General features: G+C 60.1%; 23 protein-coding genes and 1 pseudogene. 7 read left to right on the plus strand and 17 right to left on the minus strand.

The window, feature by feature from the left end; translation table 11 throughout:
* The first annotated feature begins 58 nt into the window (after window positions 1–58).
* Window positions 59–376, plus strand: coding sequence for a DUF982 domain-containing protein (locus F3H98_RS32565; protein WP_188130500.1), 318 nt, complete (start codon window positions 59–61; stop codon window positions 374–376).
* Between the two features lie 960 nt (window positions 377–1,336).
* Here the strand turns inward: F3H98_RS32565 and F3H98_RS20630 are convergent.
* From F3H98_RS20630 to F3H98_RS20650, 5 genes are read right to left on the minus strand one after another with little or no spacing between them, the layout of a single operon-like run.
* Window positions 1,337–2,041, minus strand: a complete 705-nt coding sequence (locus tag F3H98_RS20630) for a fumarylacetoacetate hydrolase family protein (RefSeq protein ID WP_149762227.1) — start codon at window positions 2,039–2,041, stop codon at window positions 1,337–1,339.
* Window positions 2,038–2,793, minus strand: coding sequence for an ABC transporter permease (locus tag F3H98_RS20635; RefSeq protein ID WP_149762228.1), 756 nt, complete (start codon window positions 2,791–2,793; stop codon window positions 2,038–2,040). Before F3H98_RS20635 ends, F3H98_RS20630 begins: the two co-directional genes overlap by 4 nt.
* A gap of 6 nt (window positions 2,794–2,799) precedes the next feature.
* Window positions 2,800–3,603 (minus strand): ABC transporter ATP-binding protein, encoded by an 804-nt coding sequence (locus tag F3H98_RS20640; RefSeq protein WP_149762229.1) that lies wholly within the window; start codon window positions 3,601–3,603, stop codon window positions 2,800–2,802.
* Between the two features lies 1 nt (window position 3,604).
* The gene (locus F3H98_RS20645; RefSeq protein WP_149762230.1) at window positions 3,605–4,432 is read right to left on the minus strand and encodes an ABC transporter permease; all 828 of its coding nucleotides are present in this window, start codon (window positions 4,430–4,432) and stop codon (window positions 3,605–3,607) included.
* Window positions 4,433–4,444: 12 nt separating this feature from the next.
* Window positions 4,445–5,440 carry an ABC transporter substrate-binding protein gene (locus F3H98_RS20650; RefSeq protein WP_149762330.1) on the minus strand — a complete coding sequence of 332 codons (996 nt, stop codon included), beginning with the start codon at window positions 5,438–5,440 and terminating at the stop codon, window positions 4,445–4,447.
* Between the two features lie 173 nt (window positions 5,441–5,613).
* On the opposite strand from F3H98_RS20650, the gene F3H98_RS20655 reads away from it, so the two are divergent.
* On the plus strand, window positions 5,614–6,306 hold the full coding sequence (locus F3H98_RS20655; protein ID WP_149762231.1) for a FadR/GntR family transcriptional regulator: 693 nt from the start codon (window positions 5,614–5,616) through the stop codon (window positions 6,304–6,306).
* Between the two features lie 422 nt (window positions 6,307–6,728).
* On the opposite strand, the gene F3H98_RS20660 is transcribed toward F3H98_RS20655, so the two are convergent.
* A complete protein-coding gene (locus tag F3H98_RS20660; protein ID WP_149762232.1) occupies window positions 6,729–8,786 on the minus strand; it encodes a relaxase/mobilization nuclease domain-containing protein in 2,058 nt (685 codons plus the stop codon).
* Window positions 8,786–9,178, minus strand: coding sequence for a plasmid mobilization protein (locus F3H98_RS20665; RefSeq protein WP_149762233.1), 393 nt, complete (start codon window positions 9,176–9,178; stop codon window positions 8,786–8,788). The genes F3H98_RS20660 and F3H98_RS20665 overlap by 1 nt, the downstream gene beginning before the upstream one ends.
* Window positions 9,179–9,452: 274 nt before the next feature.
* Between F3H98_RS20665 and F3H98_RS20670 the strand changes: the two genes are divergently transcribed.
* The 4 genes from F3H98_RS20670 to F3H98_RS20685 all read left to right on the plus strand — a co-directional run bounded on the left by F3H98_RS20670 (window position 9,453) and on the right by F3H98_RS20685 (window position 11,687).
* The gene (locus F3H98_RS20670) at window positions 9,453–10,154 is read left to right on the plus strand and encodes a ParA family protein (RefSeq protein WP_149762234.1); all 702 of its coding nucleotides are present in this window, start codon (window positions 9,453–9,455) and stop codon (window positions 10,152–10,154) included.
* On the plus strand, window positions 10,151–10,489 hold the full coding sequence (locus tag F3H98_RS20675) for a hypothetical protein (protein WP_149762235.1): 339 nt from the start codon (window positions 10,151–10,153) through the stop codon (window positions 10,487–10,489). Before F3H98_RS20670 ends, F3H98_RS20675 begins: the two co-directional genes overlap by 4 nt.
* A complete protein-coding gene (locus F3H98_RS20680; RefSeq protein ID WP_244621816.1) occupies window positions 10,473–11,162 on the plus strand; it encodes a helix-turn-helix domain-containing protein in 690 nt (229 codons plus the stop codon). Before F3H98_RS20675 ends, F3H98_RS20680 begins: the two co-directional genes overlap by 17 nt.
* A 246-nt stretch (window positions 11,163–11,408) precedes the next feature.
* Window positions 11,409–11,687 carry a WGR domain-containing protein gene (locus F3H98_RS20685; RefSeq protein ID WP_149762236.1) on the plus strand — a complete coding sequence of 93 codons (279 nt, stop codon included), beginning with the start codon at window positions 11,409–11,411 and terminating at the stop codon, window positions 11,685–11,687.
* Here F3H98_RS20685 and F3H98_RS20690 read toward each other — a convergent pair.
* The 4 genes and pseudogenes from F3H98_RS20690 to F3H98_RS32430 all read right to left on the minus strand — a co-directional run bounded on the left by F3H98_RS20690 (window position 11,677) and on the right by F3H98_RS32430 (window position 14,089).
* Window positions 11,677–12,021 carry a DUF2958 domain-containing protein gene (locus tag F3H98_RS20690; protein ID WP_149762237.1) on the minus strand — a complete coding sequence of 115 codons (345 nt, stop codon included), beginning with the start codon at window positions 12,019–12,021 and terminating at the stop codon, window positions 11,677–11,679. The two genes, F3H98_RS20685 and F3H98_RS20690, sit on opposite strands and share 11 nt — an antisense overlap.
* A gap of 95 nt (window positions 12,022–12,116) precedes the next feature.
* Window positions 12,117–12,440 (minus strand): DUF736 domain-containing protein, encoded by a 324-nt coding sequence (locus F3H98_RS20695; protein ID WP_149762238.1) that lies wholly within the window; start codon window positions 12,438–12,440, stop codon window positions 12,117–12,119.
* 970 nt (window positions 12,441–13,410) lie between these two features.
* Window positions 13,411–13,758: pseudogene (locus F3H98_RS20700) on the minus strand (DUF2493 domain-containing protein); the annotation flags it as partial.
* A 4-nt stretch (window positions 13,759–13,762) separates the two neighbouring features.
* Window positions 13,763–14,089 carry a helix-turn-helix transcriptional regulator gene (locus F3H98_RS32430; protein WP_342211627.1) on the minus strand — a complete coding sequence of 109 codons (327 nt, stop codon included), beginning with the start codon at window positions 14,087–14,089 and terminating at the stop codon, window positions 13,763–13,765.
* Window positions 14,090–14,285: 196 nt separating this feature from the next.
* Between F3H98_RS32430 and F3H98_RS20710 the strand changes: the two genes are divergently transcribed.
* A complete protein-coding gene (locus F3H98_RS20710) occupies window positions 14,286–14,834 on the plus strand; it encodes a carboxymuconolactone decarboxylase family protein (protein WP_149762239.1) in 549 nt (182 codons plus the stop codon).
* A 294-nt stretch (window positions 14,835–15,128) separates the two neighbouring features.
* Here the strand turns inward: F3H98_RS20710 and F3H98_RS20715 are convergent, their stop codons facing one another.
* The 6 genes from F3H98_RS20715 to F3H98_RS20740 form a co-directional block, all read right to left on the minus strand.
* Window positions 15,129–15,533: an AraC family ligand binding domain-containing protein gene (locus tag F3H98_RS20715; RefSeq protein WP_210249701.1), complete on the minus strand. Its 405-nt coding sequence runs from the start codon at window positions 15,531–15,533 to the stop codon at window positions 15,129–15,131.
* 271 nt (window positions 15,534–15,804) lie between these two features.
* The gene (locus F3H98_RS20720; protein WP_244621817.1) at window positions 15,805–17,484 is read right to left on the minus strand and encodes a response regulator transcription factor; all 1,680 of its coding nucleotides are present in this window, start codon (window positions 17,482–17,484) and stop codon (window positions 15,805–15,807) included.
* A gap of 431 nt (window positions 17,485–17,915) precedes the next feature.
* The gene (locus tag F3H98_RS20725) at window positions 17,916–18,269 is read right to left on the minus strand and encodes a hypothetical protein (protein WP_149762240.1); all 354 of its coding nucleotides are present in this window, start codon (window positions 18,267–18,269) and stop codon (window positions 17,916–17,918) included.
* A 235-nt stretch (window positions 18,270–18,504) separates the two neighbouring features.
* Window positions 18,505–18,729 carry a hypothetical protein gene (locus tag F3H98_RS20730; protein WP_149762241.1) on the minus strand — a complete coding sequence of 75 codons (225 nt, stop codon included), beginning with the start codon at window positions 18,727–18,729 and terminating at the stop codon, window positions 18,505–18,507.
* A 297-nt stretch (window positions 18,730–19,026) separates the two neighbouring features.
* Window positions 19,027–19,761 carry a DUF2182 domain-containing protein gene (locus tag F3H98_RS20735; protein ID WP_244621818.1) on the minus strand — a complete coding sequence of 245 codons (735 nt, stop codon included), beginning with the start codon at window positions 19,759–19,761 and terminating at the stop codon, window positions 19,027–19,029.
* 157 nt (window positions 19,762–19,918) lie between these two features.
* Window positions 19,919–20,563 carry a DUF1326 domain-containing protein gene (locus F3H98_RS20740; protein ID WP_149762242.1) on the minus strand — a complete coding sequence of 215 codons (645 nt, stop codon included), beginning with the start codon at window positions 20,561–20,563 and terminating at the stop codon, window positions 19,919–19,921.
* Between the last annotated feature and the right edge of the window lie 738 nt (window positions 20,564–21,301).

Genomic DNA, 21,301 nt, shown 5'->3' on the forward strand with positions numbered 1-21,301 from the left:
ATCGAGGCCCTGCGGGCGATGGTCCCACAGTTGGCACGCTTTTTTTGAGCGAGGCCCAATGGCAGCAAACGAATTCAACGCCCCCGTTCTTGTTGCGCTAGGTCCGCAGAGGACCATTCGCGTCGTATCGAGCGCCGCTGAGGCGATCGAATGCCTCTCCAGCATCTATTGGCCGAGAGTGGCCAAACGGCACTCGTTGGAGGCGGTACATGTCTGCATGCAGGCTTGGCACGGGTACCGGACCGCGGAGAGCGCGCGCCAAGCGTTCATCGCCGCCGCGCAGGCCGCTACAGTTTTGATTGTCGGCAATCATCGTCCCGCAGGCAGTCATTTGGCAGCGGAAGCCCGCAGCCGGCGACGGCATTCCGTCAAATAGCGGGCCATATCCAGTTCGGCATTAGAAATGCCGGCAAGTTCGCCGATTTTGCGTGATCCTGCTCCAAGCCTCGTGCCGAAGGCTTACTGTCTGACGTGCGACGCTACCGACATCAGTTCCTGAGCGGTTGCGAAAGCGCGCGGAGGAAGTAGAGAAACCTTGACACGAGGTGCGAAAAAGCAACGCAAATACAGCTGATTAGTTACGACGTAGGTGCTCTCACAGATATGGTATTGGTCGTCTGGGGACTCCTGTACGCGGTCTCGTGGAATGGTGAAATTGTGCGGCAAGTAAGTGTAACCGCCGTCGATCCTGGATCGCACCGAAGACCGAGGTATGGTGCGGCAATCATAACCATCGCAACACTTGTATTTCATCTGAGGGTCAAACTTGTCTTCGTACCAATCATGGGCGTTGGCGGCTGTTGCAGCGGCGATAGAAATTGCCGTGAAGATGAATCTTCGCATGGCATTCCTCAAGTATTTGGCAGGCGCTGCCCGTTCCCTAGCGGTCTCGGCATCGAAGGGCCGATTATTCGGTCACAATAGCGTACTGACGAGACTTCGGGGTTGTGACAACTGCCGCGAAGTTAGCATGGCGCATCGCCAGCGTCGCTACCACTCAATTCTCCGGCTGGACTGTCGCATGTAATCCTGTCGAACGACTCGTGAGACCGCTGTCCCAATGATTCAGATGGAACTTCATGAGGGGAGAAGGATTCAGATAGAAAGCCCAAGCAGCCATTGAAAACCAATAGATTTTTCAAACCTGAGATTCAGTTCGAAGCGATGTCGGCATAAAATGTTCCACTCCTGCAAAGCAGAAAATGTCATTTCTGACGCCGCAGTGACAGTCTCCGGCCGAGAGCACAGAGACCGTCGAGGTGAGACTCGGCGCCCGCATCGCGGAATGCATTATCCGATGGCGCCGGTGAGGCAAGTTGTGATCGACCTCACATCATCAGACAACTTGGACCTCGATATCGCCGACACCATCAATGTGTCCCTTGAGGACGTCGCCGCGATTGACGGCGCCGACCCCCGCGGGCGTGCCCGACAAAATGACGTCTCCCGGCATCAGGGTGAACAGACCCGACAGGTAGCTGATCATTTCCGGCACTTTCCAAATCATCTGGTTGAGGTCTCCGGTTTGCTTGCGAGCGCCGTTGACGTCGAGCCAAATCTTGCCCTCAGTCGGATGGCCGATCTGGCTCGCCGGTACCAGCGCTGTGCAAGGCGCGGAAGCCTCGAACGCCTTGCCGACTTCCCAGGGTCGGCCCATGTCCTTGGCTTTGCCCTGAAGGTCGCGCCGCGTCATGTCGAGGCCGACGCCGTAGCCATAGACGCAATCGAGCGCCTTCTCGACCGGAATGTCGATGCCGCCGCTTTTCAGCGCCACCACCATCTCGATCTCGTGGTGAACGTCATTGGACGCGGGCGGATAGGGAAACGTGCCGCTGATATCCAAATTGTCGGGATTCTTCTGGAAAAAGAACGGCGGCTCCTTGTCGGGGTCGTGTCCCATCTCGACGGCATGCGCCGCATAGTTGCGACCGACGCAGTAGACCCGGTGCACCGGAAACAGCTTGTCGGACCCGACCACGGGAATGGCAGGGATGGAGGTCGGTTCGATCACGTAGTTCGAGGGTGTTTCGTACACGTTCACTGTCTTGCTCCTGCGTAATATTCGACTTTGGCTTCAGCTCGTTCGATGAGTTCGGCGACGACCAGTGCGAATCCAAAAAGGATGATGGTGAGGGCCCAGAACTCGGCCATCAGGAAGTTGCGGGAAAACGTCTCGAACAGGGCCCCGTAACCGACGATTGCGACCAGCAACTGGCCGATGACGACCCCTTTCACGCCGCGGATGAGGCCGAGGCGGATGCCGGCAAGGATCTCAGGTAGTGCCGCCCACAAGATGATCTTGGTGTAGAGCGCCGTGCGGGATGCACCGTAGGAAAGCGCCATCTCTATTAGCGACGGCGAGATGTGGCGAACACCGGCGCGGGTATCGAGAACGATAATCCAAATGGCGAACAGAAAGACCGCCGCGACGATCGTCTTTTCGCCGAAGCCGAACAGGATCATCAACACCGGCACGATCGCCGAAAGCGGCGCACTGGAGAAGATGTTGACCCACATGCCGAGCAGGTCGTCGGCGATCTTCGAGCGGCCCATCAGAATGCCAAGCGGAATGCCGGCGACGATCGCCAGCGCCATGCCGAAAAAGAATGCGCGCAACGTTGTTATCGTGGCGCTCTGCCAGGAAGCGGTCTGCACGAGGTCGACAGCGGCGGCCAAAACTGCACTGAAGGGCGGCAGTAGGAAGATCAGGTCCAGCCTGCCGACAATTTCCCAGACGACGCACCAAACCAGCAGCGATGCCATCATCGGCACGCGGTGACCCAACATCGTCATCGCCAGCTACTCCACATATCGCTTGAGTCCGCGCCATATTTCGTCGACCGTGTCGAGATAATGTTTGTCGCGATGGATGCGTTCGGGATCGCCAGAGCGGTCGATGTCCGGCTCGATGATCTGCGAAATTCGGCCCGGCCGCGGCGACAAAAGCACAATACGATCGGAAATGTAGACGGCCTCCTCGATGGAATGCGTGACGAAGATGAAGGTCTTGTTCTGGTTGGTGCGCAGCCGGATGAGGTCCTCCTGGAATTTCCGCCGGTTCTGCTCGTCGACCGCCGAGAAAGGCTCGTCGAGCAAAAGCACGTCGGCTTTCACCGACAGGGCGCGGGCCAAGCCAACACGCTGGCGCATGCCGCCCGAAAGCTCGTGCGGATACTTGTCCTCGAAACTGGCGAGACCCACCTCGGCAATGTAGTGGCGCGCGATGTCCTCGCGCTCCGCCTTTCGCGTACCGCGCAGTTCGAGGCCGAACGCCACATTGCGTATCACCGTTGCCCACGGCATCAACGCGAAATCCTGGAAGACGAAGGCGCGCTCTGGCCCCGGTCTGGTCACGGTCTTGCCCTCGACTGCGACCGTGCCGGCATCCGCGTCGATCAAGCCGGCGATTATCTTCAGCAAGGTCGTCTTGCCGCATCCGCTCGGTCCCAACAGGCTGGTCAGTTTGCCGCGCGGGAAATCGAGATCGATACCGCGCAAGGCCTCGACATTGCCGTAGGCTTTGGAAATCCCCCTCACCTTCACAATCGAGTCGATGGGTTCGATCACCGAAGTCGGTCCGTTTCTCACCACACTAGCGCGCATCTCAGGCACCTCTTTTCTCGGGCCTGAAGACACGCACCTCCACCCATTGCAGGAAAACCAGCGTCAGGGTCGACAGCGCGATGATCGAGCCAATTGTTGCGTACATCTCGGCGTAGTCGGCGCGCGAGCGATGGAAAGTGATGAGGTCGCCGATACCGGTCGGTGTGATCAGCAGTTCGGCAAGGACAACGCCCACGAAACCGGCGGCGACACCGAGGCGCAATCCGGCGAAAATGACCGGGCTGGCGTCGGGAAGAATGATCTTGGCAACCGTCTGCCAGCGCGTACCGAGGAAAGATCGGCACATGACGAGCAGTGACTCATTGACGTTGCGCACCGCCTTGTAGGTGTTGAGTACGATGACCGGCAGCGCCAGGATCATCACGGCCAGCGTCTTGGCGGTCATGCCGATGCCGTAGATAAAGGTCACCATCGGGATGAAGGCGGCGACCGGTGCTGCCTGAAGCACGATGAACATCGGGATCAACAGCCATTCACCGGTGCGCCACAAACCGCACAGCGTGCCGAGGCCAACGCCGAGGAAGGCTGACAGCACGACGCCGAGCACCAGCGGCTGCAACGTGGAAAGATAGGCCTTGGCCATACTGCCGTCGGCAAGCAGCCCGAAAAACGCGACCATCGTGTCGAAGAATGTCGGAAAGGCAAAGCTGACGGGGATGCGCCCGGCAATTTCCCAGATCGCGGCGAAGAGCACGACCGACAGGAGGCGCAGCATAACCGGCTGATCCCGCCATCCCCTCGCCGCATGCCCGCCTGCAAACGGAGCGAGGCCGCCCGCCTCACTTTCTGTTCTGACAATGGTCGCCATCAGGCAGGCCGCCTACTTCTTGCCGAGCTTGGCGACGGCGCGGTCGATCGCGGCGACATCCCAGAAATCCCCAACCTTGAGGCTCACGGGATCGCCCTCGATCTGGCCAGCTGCGGTGAAGAAAGCAAAGTCATCGGCTGCGGCTTCGGCTCCGCCGCCGTTCAGCGCCAGGCTGCCTGCGTCGGCGGTTTCCTTATAGTACTCGGTGATCTCAGCATCAGCGCCAGCACCGAGATCGGGCAGCAGCTTGTATTTGTTGCGGAATTCGACGGCGATGGCGGGGTTTTCGGTGATCTCGCGGCCCGTCTTCATCAACTCCTCGACCAGAATATCGACATCAGCCGCATTGTTCTTCAGATAGTCGGCAGTGGCGAACACCGTCTCGTCCGATGCGCTGACATTCTCGACCGGAAGCACGATAAATTTGCCGGGCGCCTCCGCTTCGAGCGCTCGCCTGTTGGCGGCATCGACGATCGACGCCTTGAGCGTTCCCTGGATCAGCGCATTGCGGCGGACTTCCGAACCCGGCACATAGCTGATGGTACCGAGCTTGATGCCGTTGTTTTTGGCCATCAGCGTCATGACAGCCTCAGTACCCGAGCCACGCGCCTGAACGGCCACATCCTGCCCGTCAAGATCCTTCCAGGTCTTGTAGAACTCGCTGTTGACGACCGGGAAGAAACGCTGCGTCGAAATCTGCGCAAAGATGCGGATCGGCACGCCAACCTTCTGAATCAGTGTGTAGGGCGCGCCGATGCCGACGTCGGCCTGGCCGCCCACGATCGCCTGGGTCGCCAGATCCTCGTCGTTGAGAACGATGAGCTCGACGTTAACGCCACGCTCCTTGGTGCGTTCGATCGCGGCCAGCGTCTGAATGGATTCAATCCCCGGCAGGTCGCCGAAAGCGACGCGCATATCGCCGGCGTTGGCGGCCGAAAACGGCATTGCACTCACTGTCAGGGCGGCAAAAGCAGCGGCAAAAACAGTTCGTCCATACAAGCTGGTCATCATTTCCTCCCGAATTTATAACCAATTATCTAATTGGTTAAGACGGTGAGCCCTATTGGTCAAGCAGAAAGATGGCGAAAGTGGCATGAATACCCCCTCACAGCGCTGTTGACGGTTTCATCCAATCCTTCTAACACCGGCATTGAGAATCGATTTTCGGATTGGTTAAATCCATGGACGATAGCGCGAATGGCGGTCACGCCGCTCTGGTTCAGCTTCAGGCCTATCTCGCCCAGATGGATCTGTCGGGAGAAACCCGCCTCCCCGCTGAGCGGGATTTGTGCGAGAGCCTGGGTGTATCGCGCGGCGACCTGCGCAAGGCGTTGGCAGTGTTGGAGAAGGACGGCCGCATCTGGCGCCATGTTGGTAAGGGTACATTCGTCGGCAGTGGCCCGGTCGAGGAGACCATCGGGATCTCAGAGATCGCCGGGCGCACGAATCCCGCCGATGTGATGCGCGCACGCCTCATCATCGAACCGGAGATTGCTCGCGAAGCAGCCCTGCACGCGACATTGTCCGACATTGCCTCAATGCGGCAATCGCTGGTGCAGACGCGCGAAGCGGCGACCTGGCGGCAATACGAGAACCTCGACAACCTGCTACACCGTCAAATCGCGCAGGCAAGCCGCAACACTGTGCTTCTCGGTCTGTTCGATGTGCTGAACGCCGTCCGTCGCACCGTGGTGTGGGGCCGCCTTCGCTCCGATAGCGCCCGCCCTCCAGCCGACCACCACAGCTTCGCCGACCACGAACGGATCGTCGACGCTATCGCCGACCGCGATTTGGGTGGCGCCGCGGCCGCGATGCGGCTGCATCTGCAGCAAGTCGAGCGGCGGCTAATCCCACTTCGCGAGGCGGCCGAATAGCTTGGTTCCGCGCCTCTCTGTGGACAACGCAGGCGCTTCTGATGACGCGCTTGCCGCCCTCAAGGTTCTTCGGATTGGTGGTACGACCGCTGTCTAACCTCGGCGTGATGGCGGCTACGGCCGGCATCCGAATACGCAGACGATCAACCTCTTGCAGTCGATGTGAACTGAGGGATCGTTTGGTTGCTACATTTCTGTAGCCGACCAGTTATACGACAGTTGGACAAGTTGCATTAGCGACACAACGCAGTCGCGTTTATGTATGGCGTCCTCATGAGCCCCACCTAAGACCATCCGGCCCCGAAATCGACCAACCTGATGCCTCGATCGCAATTACATTACCGATCGATAGCGTGACAAACGTAATCATCCACGTTCAATCTTCAGTGCGGGCCGCAATGGATCGGTGGCGCGAGATGCCTTCAACGTTCTCGATCGTCACGTTCACGGTTTTGCCGCTCCTGAACGTCTCGCTCGATCTGATCCAGGCGCTGCGGATCGGAACGGGCATACTGCGCTGAGGTTGGCGGGCTCCTTTCAGCCGTTGTTTCAGCGCGAAGCCGTCGCGGTTGGCCTGCAAATTGGCGACTGTCGCCGTCCTGCTCAATGAGGAACCGGCCCGCTGCGCGGTTTTGGCCAGCGCCAGCGACACGCGGCGATCGGTTGCTCCCGCCTTTGTCCCCGCCGCCAGCATCCGGGGTCTCGGCTTGCCGTTCAGTCAACTCGAGATAGTCCCGACGAATGTCGACCACTGCGCGCGCCGCGGCCGCGAATTCATCGAAATCGGACCGGTCGGACAAATCGAGCGTCTGCTTGACGGATGCTAGAACCGCTTCCACACGCTCTTCATAGGCTTCGAATTGGGGACGCGTCATCTCTTGCATCAGTTCCTCCTTTTCGCCGACCTGCTCGATCAGCAATGCGATGTTGGCGTTCCTTTTTGCAGAATTGTCTTTGCCAGCCACAGAAAAGCGGTCACTTTGGCTGCTCCAGAGCGCCGTTTGCAGTCGATCCGTCTGCAGCGCAGCAAATGCGCTTGCCCGACCGTTCTGCTCATCGCTCATGAGGCCATTCCAGACGTCTGCTGCCGTCGCCGCATAGGCATGGCTTCGCGGTGAACCCGCAAGGGTGCGTACGTTCGATCGCTTCGCCTCATAGCGGACGCGTGCGGCGTCGGTCGTGCCCTCATGCTCGGTTCGGCCGCGATGGCTGACTGGACGCACCTGATTGCGCGTATAAGCCGGTGCGCTTGCGAGGTCGCGGCGGTCGGTCAGTTCCATGTCGATGCCCTGCTCGCGCGCCTTTTCTGCCATCGCCAAGCGCCATGTGCGAAATAGCCGGGGGCTCGTTTCGATGCGTTCGCCCGTTTCCGACCGCATGGTCACGATGGCGTGGGCATGAACGTGAGGTCGCCTGCCTCCCTCGGCTATGTCCTTCGGGTCGCGGGCGGGATCATGAACGGCAAACACATAGCGATGCCCTGCAAACCGATCGGCCAAAAATTCCCGAACCGCAGCCTGGAACGCCCATGCATCCGTGCCGGCACGTGACGATACGATCAGGTGCACTACGTCCCTGCCCTTGCGGCTGTGCAGACCCTTGCGCCATTCCTGTTGGACAAGGGTACCAGCCTGGGGAGCGGCCTCGATGAAGCGACCGCTCTCGTCGCGGACGTGGCTTTCACGAACGACCAGCTCACGAACGCGGGCGGTGCCCCATGCAATTCCATTGCCGTAGCCATGGAATCGGAACCGCGCCTCGACGTTAAGACCTGCCTTGCACTCATTAAATCGCTGCTGGACGATCGCCGCAGCCTTCCTGTCGCCGGTTAATCGCTCCCCGCTTTGGTCCCGCAGCACGACGACACCGTTCACCGCCACCGCACTGCAAGTGGCCTCCCGCGTCCCATACACAAACCGTCGATCACCGAACCCTGACCTCAGGATCTCGCGGACCTGCTCGTCGGCAGTGTCGCTCGGCAGAGAAAGCCCGTCGATCGTGACATGAAACACGGCGAAGTCCCGGCTGGCAGCACGATGCTCGAAGAGATGCCCCCACTCCGCTCGCTGTTCGGCGAGCGCATCTTTTCCAAGCACGCGCTCGCCGCGCTCGTTCTCGACGGCAAGCGCGCCCTCCCGCGACACGTAGCTAATCATCGCGCCCGCGCGCCCGCCTGCGCCATAGGATGCGAGCTTCACCACCGCCGGCTGACTGCCGCGCGCCAAAGCCTGAAAGCGCGTCCTCATCGAGCGACCCGTTGAAGCCGCATCCGAACGCGCCAGGGCGCTCCTGCTCCCATCGCTGTGCAGCGATCGTGCGTGGCCGAAACCACGCGAGCGCTCGTTCAAATGCCACGACACCCCTCCCCTCCGCGGCTCGTCCCATACGATGATCTCACCTGTGCTCATTTGCATCTCGTGCAAAAGGGCGGCGCGACGACGCTCCCATTCTCGTTCGAAAGCACCTGGCAGGAACTCCATCAGGCACCCTTCCCGCGTCGAGCCGCCGCCCGCTGCGTCATGTCAGAGATCTCGGCGGCCACCGTCATTGCAACGGCGTGGGCATCCTTGATCGTGCCGGCTAGATCGCACGGGGCCGGCAACCTGCCGGAATTAATGGCGCGGGAGAGCTGAACAAGGTTTGCGCCAACAGCGCGCACTCCGTCGGCAAGGAGATCCAGAACAGCTTGGTCGCCGTCCCCGAGAAACGGTCGCACGCCGGCTCCTTCCATCGCAAGCGACCGGACGAAGCGCGAAACGGACATGTTGGCCGCCCTTGCCGCGGTCTCGAGCGCGTCGAACTCGGCGTGCGAGAAGCGGACATGCGCGACGCGATCCTTCCTGTTCGATGCTGCGGAGCCGACGCCTGCCATCGGATTTCTCGCCCGTGTCGATAGTGGTTGCGGCCGCAGGCCGCGGATCGAGGGCCTGTCCCTCGATCGTCAGGAAAAATGTATCACATTTTTCCGTATCCTGCCAACTCATTTTGGCTATGATTATTTGCATATTATGTAAATCATGCAATTTTAGATAGTCAATACGATTGTGTTTTTCTACAATCCTGCAGCTACAGAGTCATGTGAATCCACAGCCTCATAAACATGGATTGGTGTGTGAGTAGAAACACACGTCATAGGAGGGAACCAGATGCCGATCGTGATTTCCGCCATCAATGGCAAGGGCGGCGCTGGCAAGACAACCGCACTTATAAACATCGCCGGCGAGTATGCCCTGCGTGGCAAAACCGTCGCCATGATCGACATGGACGCGCGCAGCAATCTGACGAAGTGGTGGAGCGATTGCCGCGACAAGGATACCCAGGCTGAGGGCATCGACGTCTTTGGGCACAAGACCGCAAAGGGGCTGAGTGGTTTCCTTGACCGCAACGCCACGCGCTTTGACTATGTCCTGATTGATACCCCTGGCGAAGACACCTCGATCGTCGATCCGGTGGTCGGACAATCCGATCTGGTGATCTCGCCGATTCAGCCGTCAAAACGCGAGGTCCTCGGCGCGATCGATTGTTTCGAGGCGGTCTTGCGTGTGAATGGAGCACGCGGTCGTGATTGTCGTCATGGCGTGCTGAGAACGCGTATCTCCCTGACTGTGCGGCACACGGAGCTCTACCGGAAGATACGTCCGATCATCGAGGACAAGGTCGGCACATATCTGTTCAGAACCGAGATCATGGAAAGGAACATCTACAAGGACATCCAGAACGGTATTGGCACGCTGCAGATGCAGGACACGACCGAAACGATCGCCAAGGCGCGTCGCGAGACGCTGGGCCTCGTGGGCGAGATAGATGCACTGTTGAACGGCGACGTTGGTTTCGGGAAAGCGCCATGAGCAGCAAGGAGAATATTTCCCTGGACGAGTTTTTGACCGCGCCGCGAAAGCAGACGTCAGGTGTTGCGCCATCCATGGGAGACGAGACTGGCGTCGAACGCGTCGAGCCATCAGCAAGGGAGCCAAAAAACGCGAATACCCTCAGGCAAGAAGCGAGGAAGGCTCTGCGTCAGGTGAAACGGGAGCGGGTGAAGGGAGAAAGCCACTTCGTCAATGTGAACCTTGATCGGGAAACGAAGCGCCGGCTGAAGCTTGCGTCGTTCAATGCGGAAACGTCTATGCAAGCAATCATGGAAAGGGCGATCGTGAAATATCTGGATGACCACGGATTGTGACCGATCCAGCAGAATCACTTTCCCTCATCTGGACTGTTGGAAGGAAATTGATTCTGAGACGACTGGCCTGATAAGATCAGGTCAGATTGGCTCTGATTTGCTGCATCGGGGCGTCACGGGGGCGAATATTCGCGTCATTCAGACGTGGTTTTCGCCGAGCAAAGAGGAGCAGGCTAAAGCCGTCGCCATGGCGATCAAGGACGTACAAACGTATATCGACGAACATGGGCTTGTCGAAACAAATGACGATGAGTCCGAAAAGCCAATCTTCCGGAAACCAGGGTTCGAAGGGATCAAAAGCTTCAACGAGATGGAGCAGGCGTTCAGTCAGTTCATCCGTGAACGGCGCGACGGCAAAAGACTTAATCGGGCACAGATGGGCACGATGGTCGGCCTCCATGAAACCATCTTCGCTCGCTATGAAAGGGCCTTCTCGAAGCTGCAGGCGACAAGGCTGATCCACCTCAGCGAAATACTCGATTTCTCCCCGATCGAAATGATCCATTCGGCAGCGCCGCATTTCTTCGGTGACAGCCAAAAAGAGGCTGATGACAAATTGAAGCTGATCTTGAGCGTGCTGAATATGCCTCCCGCCACGGCATCCAATCTTCTGAACCTTGTCGAGGGTCTTACGCGCGAACGCGGGCAGAGTAGCGAGGAAAAGGAACGCTAGACAGATTTCGGCCGCTGTCGGGATTCGGCTAGGGTCTACGAAGCTGAGAGAGAAAACTCTTCTCGCAGACGTGTAGCGAGTACCGCAGGCGGCAACGATCCGAGGTCCACCGTTCGACAGGGACGGCGGACCTTTTGGACTGAAGCTCCGCGTCCGATGCTTCCATAAATGCGACGAATCGATAGTCGGCCACCGATTCAAAACATGCGTTGGACATGCGAGCGCGCGCCGTTGAAAATCCAGGGCATGAACGAAATTCCCGGGCCGCAATTCCTGCGTCGCGTCGATCCCACACGCAATATGGCGCGCTTCTATATTTTGCTCTTACAGCCGACGCTCTTTGGCGAAACGTCGCTTGTCCGGCAATGGGGGCGCATCGGCACGCGAGGCCGCCAGAAGGTCGAGTATTTCACGGCGGATCATGAGGCGGCTTCAGCGTTGTCGATGCTCGCTGCGCAAAAAATGAAGCGGGGATATGCCGGCGACGATTTTGACGTCGCCGGCGGCACCAGGGTCAGACGGTGATCGACCTCGTCACGAGCGCAAGCCTTGCATATTCCGATATCGGCCGTTCGGCCTTAAAATGGATATCCCGTTCGACGGGCAGGCCGATCGCTCCGCGGATTGCCTCGATTTCGGACAACCTCACGCTGCCGAGTTCCGGAAATCCCAGACCGAGATCGCAAAGGCCAAAAAGGATGTCCGGTTCGCCTGGATGGGCCTCGCTGATCAGCCAGGTGGCGTTCGCATCTGGCGTGAAAAGTTTTATCACCGGATAAGGGTCATGGTCGGGATCGCAAGCGGACTTCAAGCCGTTGGCGAGGAGTATCTTGAGAACTTCCTCAGTGATGAGTTGCATAACAATTCGATTTCCTTGTCGCGAGATGCCGGCCGCGCTGGCCGGCGGACCTGATTGAGCCGGCCCCGCTTGGTGCGGGGCCGGTTCTGCTGTCGTCAGGCGGGTGCGTTCCAGAGGATCACCTTTTTGGCCGGATCGTTGCCTGGGGCGGGCGCGACGTTGCCGTAGATGACGCCGATCTCGGGGGCCGATAGCTTGACCGAGGTGTACTCCTCGCCGGTCTGCTTCGAGATGCGGTTCCAGCCCGCTCCGAGCTCGAAGCCGTTGCGCCGCGCGATGACGCGGAAGTCGGGGGCGTCTTCGCTCACCTTGGTGGCGTTGGGCACGATGGCGATCGGCACGTTGACGTTGAGGGTTGCGAGCGTGCCTTCCAGGGTGCCATCCTGCTTGGCGGTGAGGCTTGCGATCGTGGTGGCCATGGTATGTCTCCTTCGGTTGCTCGGGACCATTCCCGATGGAGCCAAAGGAGGGGAGCGGCCGCCGAAGTCACCGAGCGCAGCGAGGGGAACCCCCTTGCGGGGTTGACGGCCAAGGCTGCCGGTCCACTACAAAGGCGACATAGATCGGGAATGGTCTTCGAAGCCACCGACAGTGGAGACGAACCTCTGGCCATCGGCATCGCAGCCGCAACTCGGGGAGGTCGCCTCTATAGCGGCGCGCCGCCTTCATTCTGCGTCCGGTTCACCGCGTCGGCCCGCCTCTCGCCGGAACGTCGCACCCTTCACCCCGCATTGCCGCAGTGCGTCGATTGCCGTGATTGGGCGGTCCGCGACCGCGTCGCATTCAGTCGGGCAGGCTCGCGCCTCAAATCATGCCGACGTGAGCGCATGTCGTCATTCATTGCAATGTCGCCCCTGCCCGCGGTGCCGACTGGCCAAGATGATCCACAGCGCACCGCATGCCTGGCCGACGCCCGGCTTCGCCCAACCCGGTGACGACTGACGGCCCGGGAAGGCTCGTTAGTCCGGCAGGACAGGCGACACGCATCGAACTCTCTAGCAAGGAGGAGCGACCGGCGACTGCGATTGGACCCGGCAGACATGCGTGAAATGATATCGATAATTCTAAGGCCGACGGATTGCCGCGCACAGGGCCGACGGTCCGGACGGTTGGGCACGGGCATCGATGACGTCGATGGTGACGGCGCTGCCGGGCGATATAGGCGCCGCTCGCGCGTGGATGGCGATCTACAGGAGGCCCTCAGACACGAGCAGACCACCGGCTTATTCCTTAGCGGATCGCGCCGGTGCACCGTCACGACATACGGCGGTCAAAGTGAGATGCCGAACAGATGCGTGTGTGTGGCTGAGCCCGGGGCTCGCATGTGGCGCACATGCCGGCATAAGGAAGCCGCAGCGTGTCGCCACGCTGCGGCTTTTGGACGGGCGGTTATGCAACGTTGTCCTTGAATCGCCAGATGGGGATGCCGAGCCGGCGCGCCTTGTCGACCAGGTTGTCGGTGATGCCGGAACCAGGAAAGACGATAACGCCAGCCGGCACCACGGAGAGCAGTTCGTCGTTGCGCCGGAACGGGGCCGCCTTGGCATGGCGGTTCCAGTCGGGCTTGAAGGCAATCTGCGGCACGTTTCGGCTCTCGGCCCAGCAGGCGGCGATGCGTTCGGCGCCGCGCGGGCTGCCGCCATGCAGGAGAACCATGTCGGGATGCTTCGCATGGGCCTTGTCGAGACTGTCCCAGATGCGATCGTGATCGTTGAAGTCCATGCCGCCGGCTCTTGCTGGCTCAAGATTGCGCGTAGCGCAGTCTGCACCGCGCCGAGTTCCGGCGCTTCGAGCCGCGTCTCTGCATACACAGGCGCAAAGCCGGCGGCGAGCAGCAACACGTTGCGCTCGCGCAAAGGAACGTCGAGCACATTGAAAGCAGCATCACCATCTCGCGGCTCGGTTTCGCGCGGCCGGTTTCAAGAAAGCAGATGTGGCGCGGGGATACCTCGGCTTCGTGCGCCAGCGCCAACTGGCTCAGGCTGCGTGTTTTGCGCCAATACTGCAGCAGGGTTCCGACTTGAGCGCCTGTCGCGGCGGACGCATAGAAAAGCTGTGTGGACATCATGCGCTAGATATCGCCGGCGCAGGCAGCGTCAATTCCCTGGCAGGTAAGCGCGATCGAAACGGGATGAAATCCGTCTTCCAATCGTTTTCCACGACCTCAACTTACCTGCGAGGGAATTGAGGCGTCGCGCGTGCCAGCCGATGGTGCAGCCCGCGCGGCGCATTGCCGTGTGCTCATCCCCTCATAGGATTACGCCATGCATCAATATCGCATCCACACCCTCGAATCCGCACCAGAAGAATCCAGACCCGCGCTGCAAGGATTGATGCAAGCGGTCGGCCTCATTCCCAATTTGGCCGCGACGATGGCCGAGTCACCGACGCTGGTAAACGGCTTCGTCGGCGCCTTCGGTAACTTCCACCGCGGTAGCTTCACCGGCCCCCAGAAGCAAGTGCTCCTGCTGACCAATGCCGTCACCAACACCTGCGTATGGGCTGTCGCCTTCCACTCCACGATGGCACTGAAGGAAGGTGTCGACGCCGACGATGTTGGCGCAATTCGCGAAAGGCGGCTGCCGAAAGACGCTAAATTCGCCGCACTCTCCCGCTTCACGCGCGCGTTGATTGAAGAGCGTGGACATGCAGACGAGCAGGACATTTCGACGTTCACCGACGCAGGCTTTGGGCCGGATCAAGTACTGGAAGTGATCGCCGGGCTGGCGGTGTCGGTGCTGGCGAATTACGCCGGGAACATCACAAAACCGGTGTTGGAGGAGCCGTTTAAGGCCCAGAATTGGAAGGCGTAGGCGCCAGGTCCCCTCCGGGCCGACCTGGAAGACCGTGTAGGCAAACAGCGCCAGAAGCGTCGGGAAAAAGGGCGACTACTACGAGATCACAGACAGTCTGCAGCAGAGCGACAGCTACTGACCGCGCTTTTTTCTGAGTGAGTGACGGCCGAAATCGGCCGCCTCCGGTCGTTCAATGCCTCCGGTGAACAACCGCCCAGTCGACCAGACGGCCATCGACGCTTCCGCCTGGCAACTTCAGCACTCCACCCTTGCGCACGATGCTGCCATTCAGCAGCAATTACCAGTTCGGGCTCAATCGTGCCGCTCACTCATTAGCGGCTTGGCTCCCGGTGACGCTGCAATGTTCTTGTTCACGACGTCGATCGTGTGTTGGTATGCCTCCCTCGGACTGAACTCAAGAACCTCGGTGTCCTCCTCGTAAACAGGCACGTGTCCGGGTTCGAGGTAGTAGACGTCTCCAGTTTTCAAGACAAAGTCGCGGTTGGTGGTCTTGATGCGCACGCGGCCCTTCAGAATGTAGCCCCAATGGGGTGCCTGGCACATGTCACCAGGGAGACCTTTGAACAATGGTGTCGCATCCGTCCCATTGGGAAAGGTCTCATATGAGACGATCATCCCTCCCCACTCGACCATGCGACTGCGGAAGCCCTCTCCATAGTCCTCTACCAGCGGCAATTCCTTCATCTGCTGATGCATTGGTCTATCTCCTTCTGACCTCGTACTATGACCTTCCGCGTTGGCAGAGCTGATTTGGCCGACCATCATGATTCCCGAAACGCCAGAGACAGCAATCGACCGGAGACGGCTCTCGAAGGACATCGTATTTCTCCCAGTGTTTTCCTCGACCCAACGCGTCGGGGCACCTGGTCGAGGATAGGGCACGCGATGCGGTTGCTCTTCGGGGAGAAGGCCCAAGAGATAAAGGCGGCAAAGTGGGTATTTCCACCCACGCGGCCCCGCTGGGCGACTAGATGAGCTTGTGTTCGTACGCAAGGGCCGTGGCGGCAGTGCGGGATGCAACGTCGAGCTTGTCGAAGATATTGCTCACATGTCTGTCGACGGTTTTCTTGCTCAGACCCAAATCTGCAGCAATGGCTTTGTTGGTCCTGCCGGTAGCGACGAGGCGAAGCACTTGCAGTTCGCGCTCCGTCAATCGATGGTCGCAGGTTGAACCTGCTCTCAGGGTCAGAGAGCTGATGCTGGCAAGGTCTGGCGTTGCCCCAAGTTGCTCGAAGACCGCTTTGGCGGCGGTTAGCGCAAGTTCGGCACCGTCTTCATCCCCGAGCGCGCGGCAGGCCATGCCGATCAGCACCCTCGCCCGCGCCTCTGCATAGGGTATTTCTATTTGTTGCCAAAGCTCGAACGCGCGGCGAAGCGAACCGAGAGCAGCTTGCGCGTCGCCCTTTGCCAGACTGACCGACCCGCTTGCCTGCGCGGCCATCGCCGCAAGCAATTCCGCGTCAATATCCTGAGCAGCGAGCTCCAACTCGCGACAGGCACTGGCTGCGGCTGCAAGATCGCCCGCAGCCAGCATAATCTCGACGCACGCGAAGAGCAGCCACTTCCGTTGCGGGCAGTCAGCCGTAGCGCTCATCGCACTGCGGATGGCCGCCGCGGCGGCCTCGGCTCGTCCCTGAGCCAATCGCAGCAGGGCCAACCCCGGCTGCGGTTCGTACCCTTTCTCGCTGGCTTTCCGATAGGCCTGCTCGGCCGATCCGTACTCGCCGCGAAGTCGATGAATTTCCGCCTGCTGGTAAAGTGCGACGGCGGCTGCCCGTTGATTGCCGCCCTGCGTAAGGCGTTCACAGGCGCGCCGGGCTTCCTCCAAGGCATCGCACCAGGCACCGCTCATTTGCAGCATCTCCGCACGATGAACGCGGCAGACGCCTGTGAATGCGACCAGTTGCTGCTGTCTCGCGCACCATTGGTGCAGGGCAAGCGTCCATTCGCGGGCGCGGCCAAGAGCGTACGCTTCCTGACAGGCGTCGATCAGGCTGCAATAGATCAAGCCGCACACGATTGGTGACATCTCTTTCGTGGTCACCGCGAGCATCGCCTCGTCCAGCAAGGCCAGGCCGTCCACCATCTTGCCCTGCTTGATGAGCGACCGGCCTTGTAGATGCCGGGCGATCGCGACCAATTCCGCATCGGCGCAACGCTCGCCCACATCTGCAGCATCGGAGGCGCTTGCGAAAGCCGCAACGCTGTCGCCAACTGCGAGTTGTTGATCCACTTCTGCGAGCATCAGATAGCCGCGTTCGGCACAGTCGCCGTCCTCTGGTTGGAGCAAGCGATGCGCGCGACCAAGCCATCCTGTAGCGCGCCCCGTCTCGCCGCCGAAGAAAAGCTGCGTACTCAACCAGACAGCACAGCGAATGGCGAGCAGGCGTCCGTCGGAATCCAGGTGCGCCTGGTAGGCACGTTCAAGCGCCTGCACATAGTCGTCGTCCCGACCGATCAGGTATGCGGCCGTGGCTAGCAGCTCGAGATCCGCCGCTTGCAACGGCGCGGCTTGATCGGTGCGCGACAGCGCGGAAAAGGCGTCAGCCCATGCCCGCTGCTCAAAGCACTTGCGGCCGCGCGCCAGCTCCCCGACCGTATCGGAGATTGCTGCTCTTCCATGATGGACTCGAGCCATAGTCTCCATGCGTATTGCCCAGTCCCGCACTGGTTTAGCAGATGAGCTATCAATCAGCCGTCGTGCAGGGCTGCGGCTCTATGTGAATGAACGTCAACTCATAGCGCATTTTGCCCGGTCCGGGCAGACCATGGGGCGTCGGCTTCCAAGCCCAATTCGGCCATTTCAACCAGTGATGAGAACACTAGTTGGACGGGTCGCAGTGACCGTCTCGCCGAGCGAGAGGCGCAACGCCCTACATTGGGTCCAAATCACGGTAGATTGAGGACAGCGCATGCAGGCAGGCCTGATCAAAACCAGAAATCCGTCTGGCAAGCCCCGAAGAACTGGACGAAGTCGGTTGCTTCGTCTCCATTGCCTTTATCGCCCGGGCCCTGCCCCAAAATAACCCGTATTGATCCAGCCAACCGCTCGTCGGAGACTTTGATTGGCTACGACCACTACATCATTGAGAGCAGAATTCCTTGCATATGCTCTCTGAGATCGAGTTCTCCACGCGCCTCGATCTCAAGAAGATAGGTCGCCTTGGCTCGACGGTCGGCCTCACCTATCGCGGGGAAACCGCACACCGCGAGCAGCGCCCTCTCCTCATCCCGGCTGCTTGCGGTGTGGTCATTGCGGGTGCCCCGCGGCTTTCGGATTTCCTGCATGAACGTCGTATAGGCGGCTCCGTGCGCTTCGATCAACGCCGACAGATCGCGGGATGGCTGCTGCTCCCGTGCGGTACCCATTTCCACCGCGGTCACACCGAGCACGGCGCTCCCAACGAGTATCGTGCGGCGACTTACTGACATTGGTGACCTCCCAGCGCTGGCCTGTGGCAACGATAGCACCCCGGACCGCCCTTTCCTGTCAGGATCATGTCTGACCGGACTTCTCACTGAGGATCTCGAGCAGGACCTTCCTGTCCGCGCCCCAGCTTGGACGCTCCTGCAGGAACGCTTCCTGGCTCGCATAACTGGTGCTTACCCTGAACGACATCTTCCGACCAGGTGTCGTAATCGGGAAACGAGCGTCACTCGTCCTTAATCAGCCAGTGCCCACCGTCTTTCTGACAAAGCCGATTACTGCCGTAAGGAGTATGCCGCCCAGCAGCCCCGCTATTCCAACGCCGATCATCGCCGCGGGCGTCAGGCCGCCGACGCTCGTTACGGTGGCGTCGGCGGCTGCTTCGACATGGCCGACAAATCGGGCGATGCCAGGAACACGGCCTGCAAGCCACGTCAGCGCGAGGCCTCCGATTGCGCCTATCAAAGCGTTGGCGGTTCCCCCAAGCTGATGCTGCGAGCCCCGCGCCCAAGGGCCATGCCGCCCGCAGCGCCGCAGACGATCTCGATAACGAGTGCGATAGCTGCTTCCAGGCCGGACATATTCACACCTGTGCTGCTCTTGTGGCCTAGTTTGGTTGTTCCAAACGGGGTTCCTCACGCATTGCGGTTTCCTGTCGGGGCTTATCGGCGGGAATTTCCACCGGACGGCAATTCGGAACCGTCCGGTGGGAATGATCCCCAGCAGTGGTGGTGCCGCAGCCGCTCGCTGCTGACGTCCTAACTATAGAGGTTGCGCGAGCCAAGGCATAGCACCAGCACCACTGGCGACCCATATCCCCAAGGATATCAGCATAACACCTACCACGGCCCCTGAACGGCGCCCCTGTGGGAGCATCTTCTCAACAAACACAACCAATGTGAGCAGAAGCATCCAGGCCAAGCTCATGACCCCTGTGGCGACCAACACGGCGAACAGCGCCCAGCAGCAGCCGAAACAATAGGTGCCGTGCTTCAGTCCCATTGCCAGTGCTCCGATCCGTCCATCGCGCCAGTGCTGCGTTATGAAGGCAAGGGGCGAGCGGCAGTGCCGGAGGCAAACCCGCTTGACCGGCGTGAACTGGTAAAGTCCGGCCCCTACCACCGTGGCACCAAGCGCGACCGGTGCCCATTTGGTCCGCTGAGTTGGTGCGAGGCTCGTTGCCAGTTCGCTGCCAATCTGGACAAGGACATAGACGACAATCCCCGCTCCCGCCCAGACGAGGATGTAACCCGTCACGAAGATCCACGTTGGAACGGCCACTTCTCTTGCACGGCCGGCCTGAGCCGAGGCAAACATAAAGATCATCGACGCCGAGGCTGGAAGCATCATTGCAGTCATCATCACGGTCCAGACTGCAACGAAGATCCCTCCATTCCAGAACGACCACCCGGTGGCAGCGATGCCGCCCATGGCCATACCAGCCATGCCTTCAGCGGTCATCCCCCCGCTCACCGCAATGCCCATCGGCATACTCATGCTGACAGCCTGGTAGATGGTCAGGAACCACGCAGCTCCTGTCAGCACGGCCAGAGACAACAGTATGCTTAGCGGGGTATGTCCGCATCGGCCCATCGGCCGCAGCCAAGAGAACCACGCAAGGATTCGAAGGGCGGGCAAGAGGCGCTTCCTTGCGCTACGCTGGATCGGGACCTGCCCAGTCGAACGGGATGTGCTTGCTCGAACGGCTTTCGCCGGTCCAGCCCAAGCCAAAGCCGTCCGTCCGAACTTCAAGGGAACGTCCCCACGTAGCAACCTGGCCGGGGCCAACCTCTGATCCCGGCGGATTGATCATTTGTACCCGTTTGCCTGGTGGCGTAGTTGGCCCCGTCAGCGCTTCTGCGCGCCCGACGACTCGTCCCGGAATCTCAGCCCGCCAAGAGGCGAGATCGCCAGCAACTTCAAACGTGATGGGGACAAATTCGATGCCGCGCACTTCCCCGATGAAAGCGGCGAAGGCTGCCGGCCAGCCACCAGCCTGACCCCCGAAAATCAATTGCAACGCCTGTCGCTGACGCTCGTCGGCGCTTTCATCAATGAAGAGCCCCATCGTAACTTTGGCTTCGCCGGCCCAGATGTTGCCTTCGAACGCACCAAGCGCAAGCAAGTTGAATCCATCGAGCCGCACGTCGCCGAAATTGCCCTCTCGGACATGCCAGGCGAGCAGACCCTGGCACACGTTGTTCGTCGGTGCCTGAGCAAATTCGCAAGGGCATGGAATATCGCAACTGCATATGTCGAACCAATCGCCGACAAGACGCCATTCAGGAACGGCATTCATGGCCTACCTCCGTGAACAAGCGACGCGAAGTCTACTGCATGGAACGTCCCGACTCCAGCGCAATGGTCAATCATCCTGTCCAGTAGGCAAACCCGCTCACTACGCAAACCATTGCCGAGGCCGCGGCTGCCCAAGGTATTCTGGTGAGGGATCTCTGAGGGGTCGCGCTTCGATCGGTGGCGAATGAAGTTCCTAGCCCGTCGCCGGACCCGGCATGGATCGATCCCCTGTGCAAGATGCACACACCCTACACATTCTATCGGCGGGCGGCTCCAGACGGGCCTTGGTTTTGCTCGTCGCGTTGCGAAGAGGCGTATCAGAAATCGCCGCGGACCTATCCGCTGTCTCGATGACAAGGCCACCTCTGCACGGGCGAGACAATCGGGGATTGCTATGTCGTCCGAGTACTGTCAGACCATTTCCTGTGCTGGCGAGCTTATGATTAATACCGAAGGTACCGCGTTCCCTGACCTGCCGAATAATATGGAAGCGTCGAGAAAGACCTCTCAAAGTTTTGAAGTGCCCCGCCCTCGTCGTGCAACTAGGTGTGCGCTATAGTTCTGCCGGTCTGAAAGCATGGAGTTCCGACATGCGCATTCTCATAGCTGTTCTGATCGCCCTCTTCGCCATTGCGCCAGCCACAGCGGGCCCAGGTGACGGTAGTTCTGGCTGCACCAAGCGAACCCAAATCCACACTTCTTGATCAACGCGCATCCCGACGCGCCATCCGGCCAACAC

It is taken from the genome of Neomesorhizobium albiziae, assembly GCF_900114255.1.
Lineage (GTDB): Bacteria > Pseudomonadota > Alphaproteobacteria > Rhizobiales > Rhizobiaceae > Neomesorhizobium > Neomesorhizobium albiziae.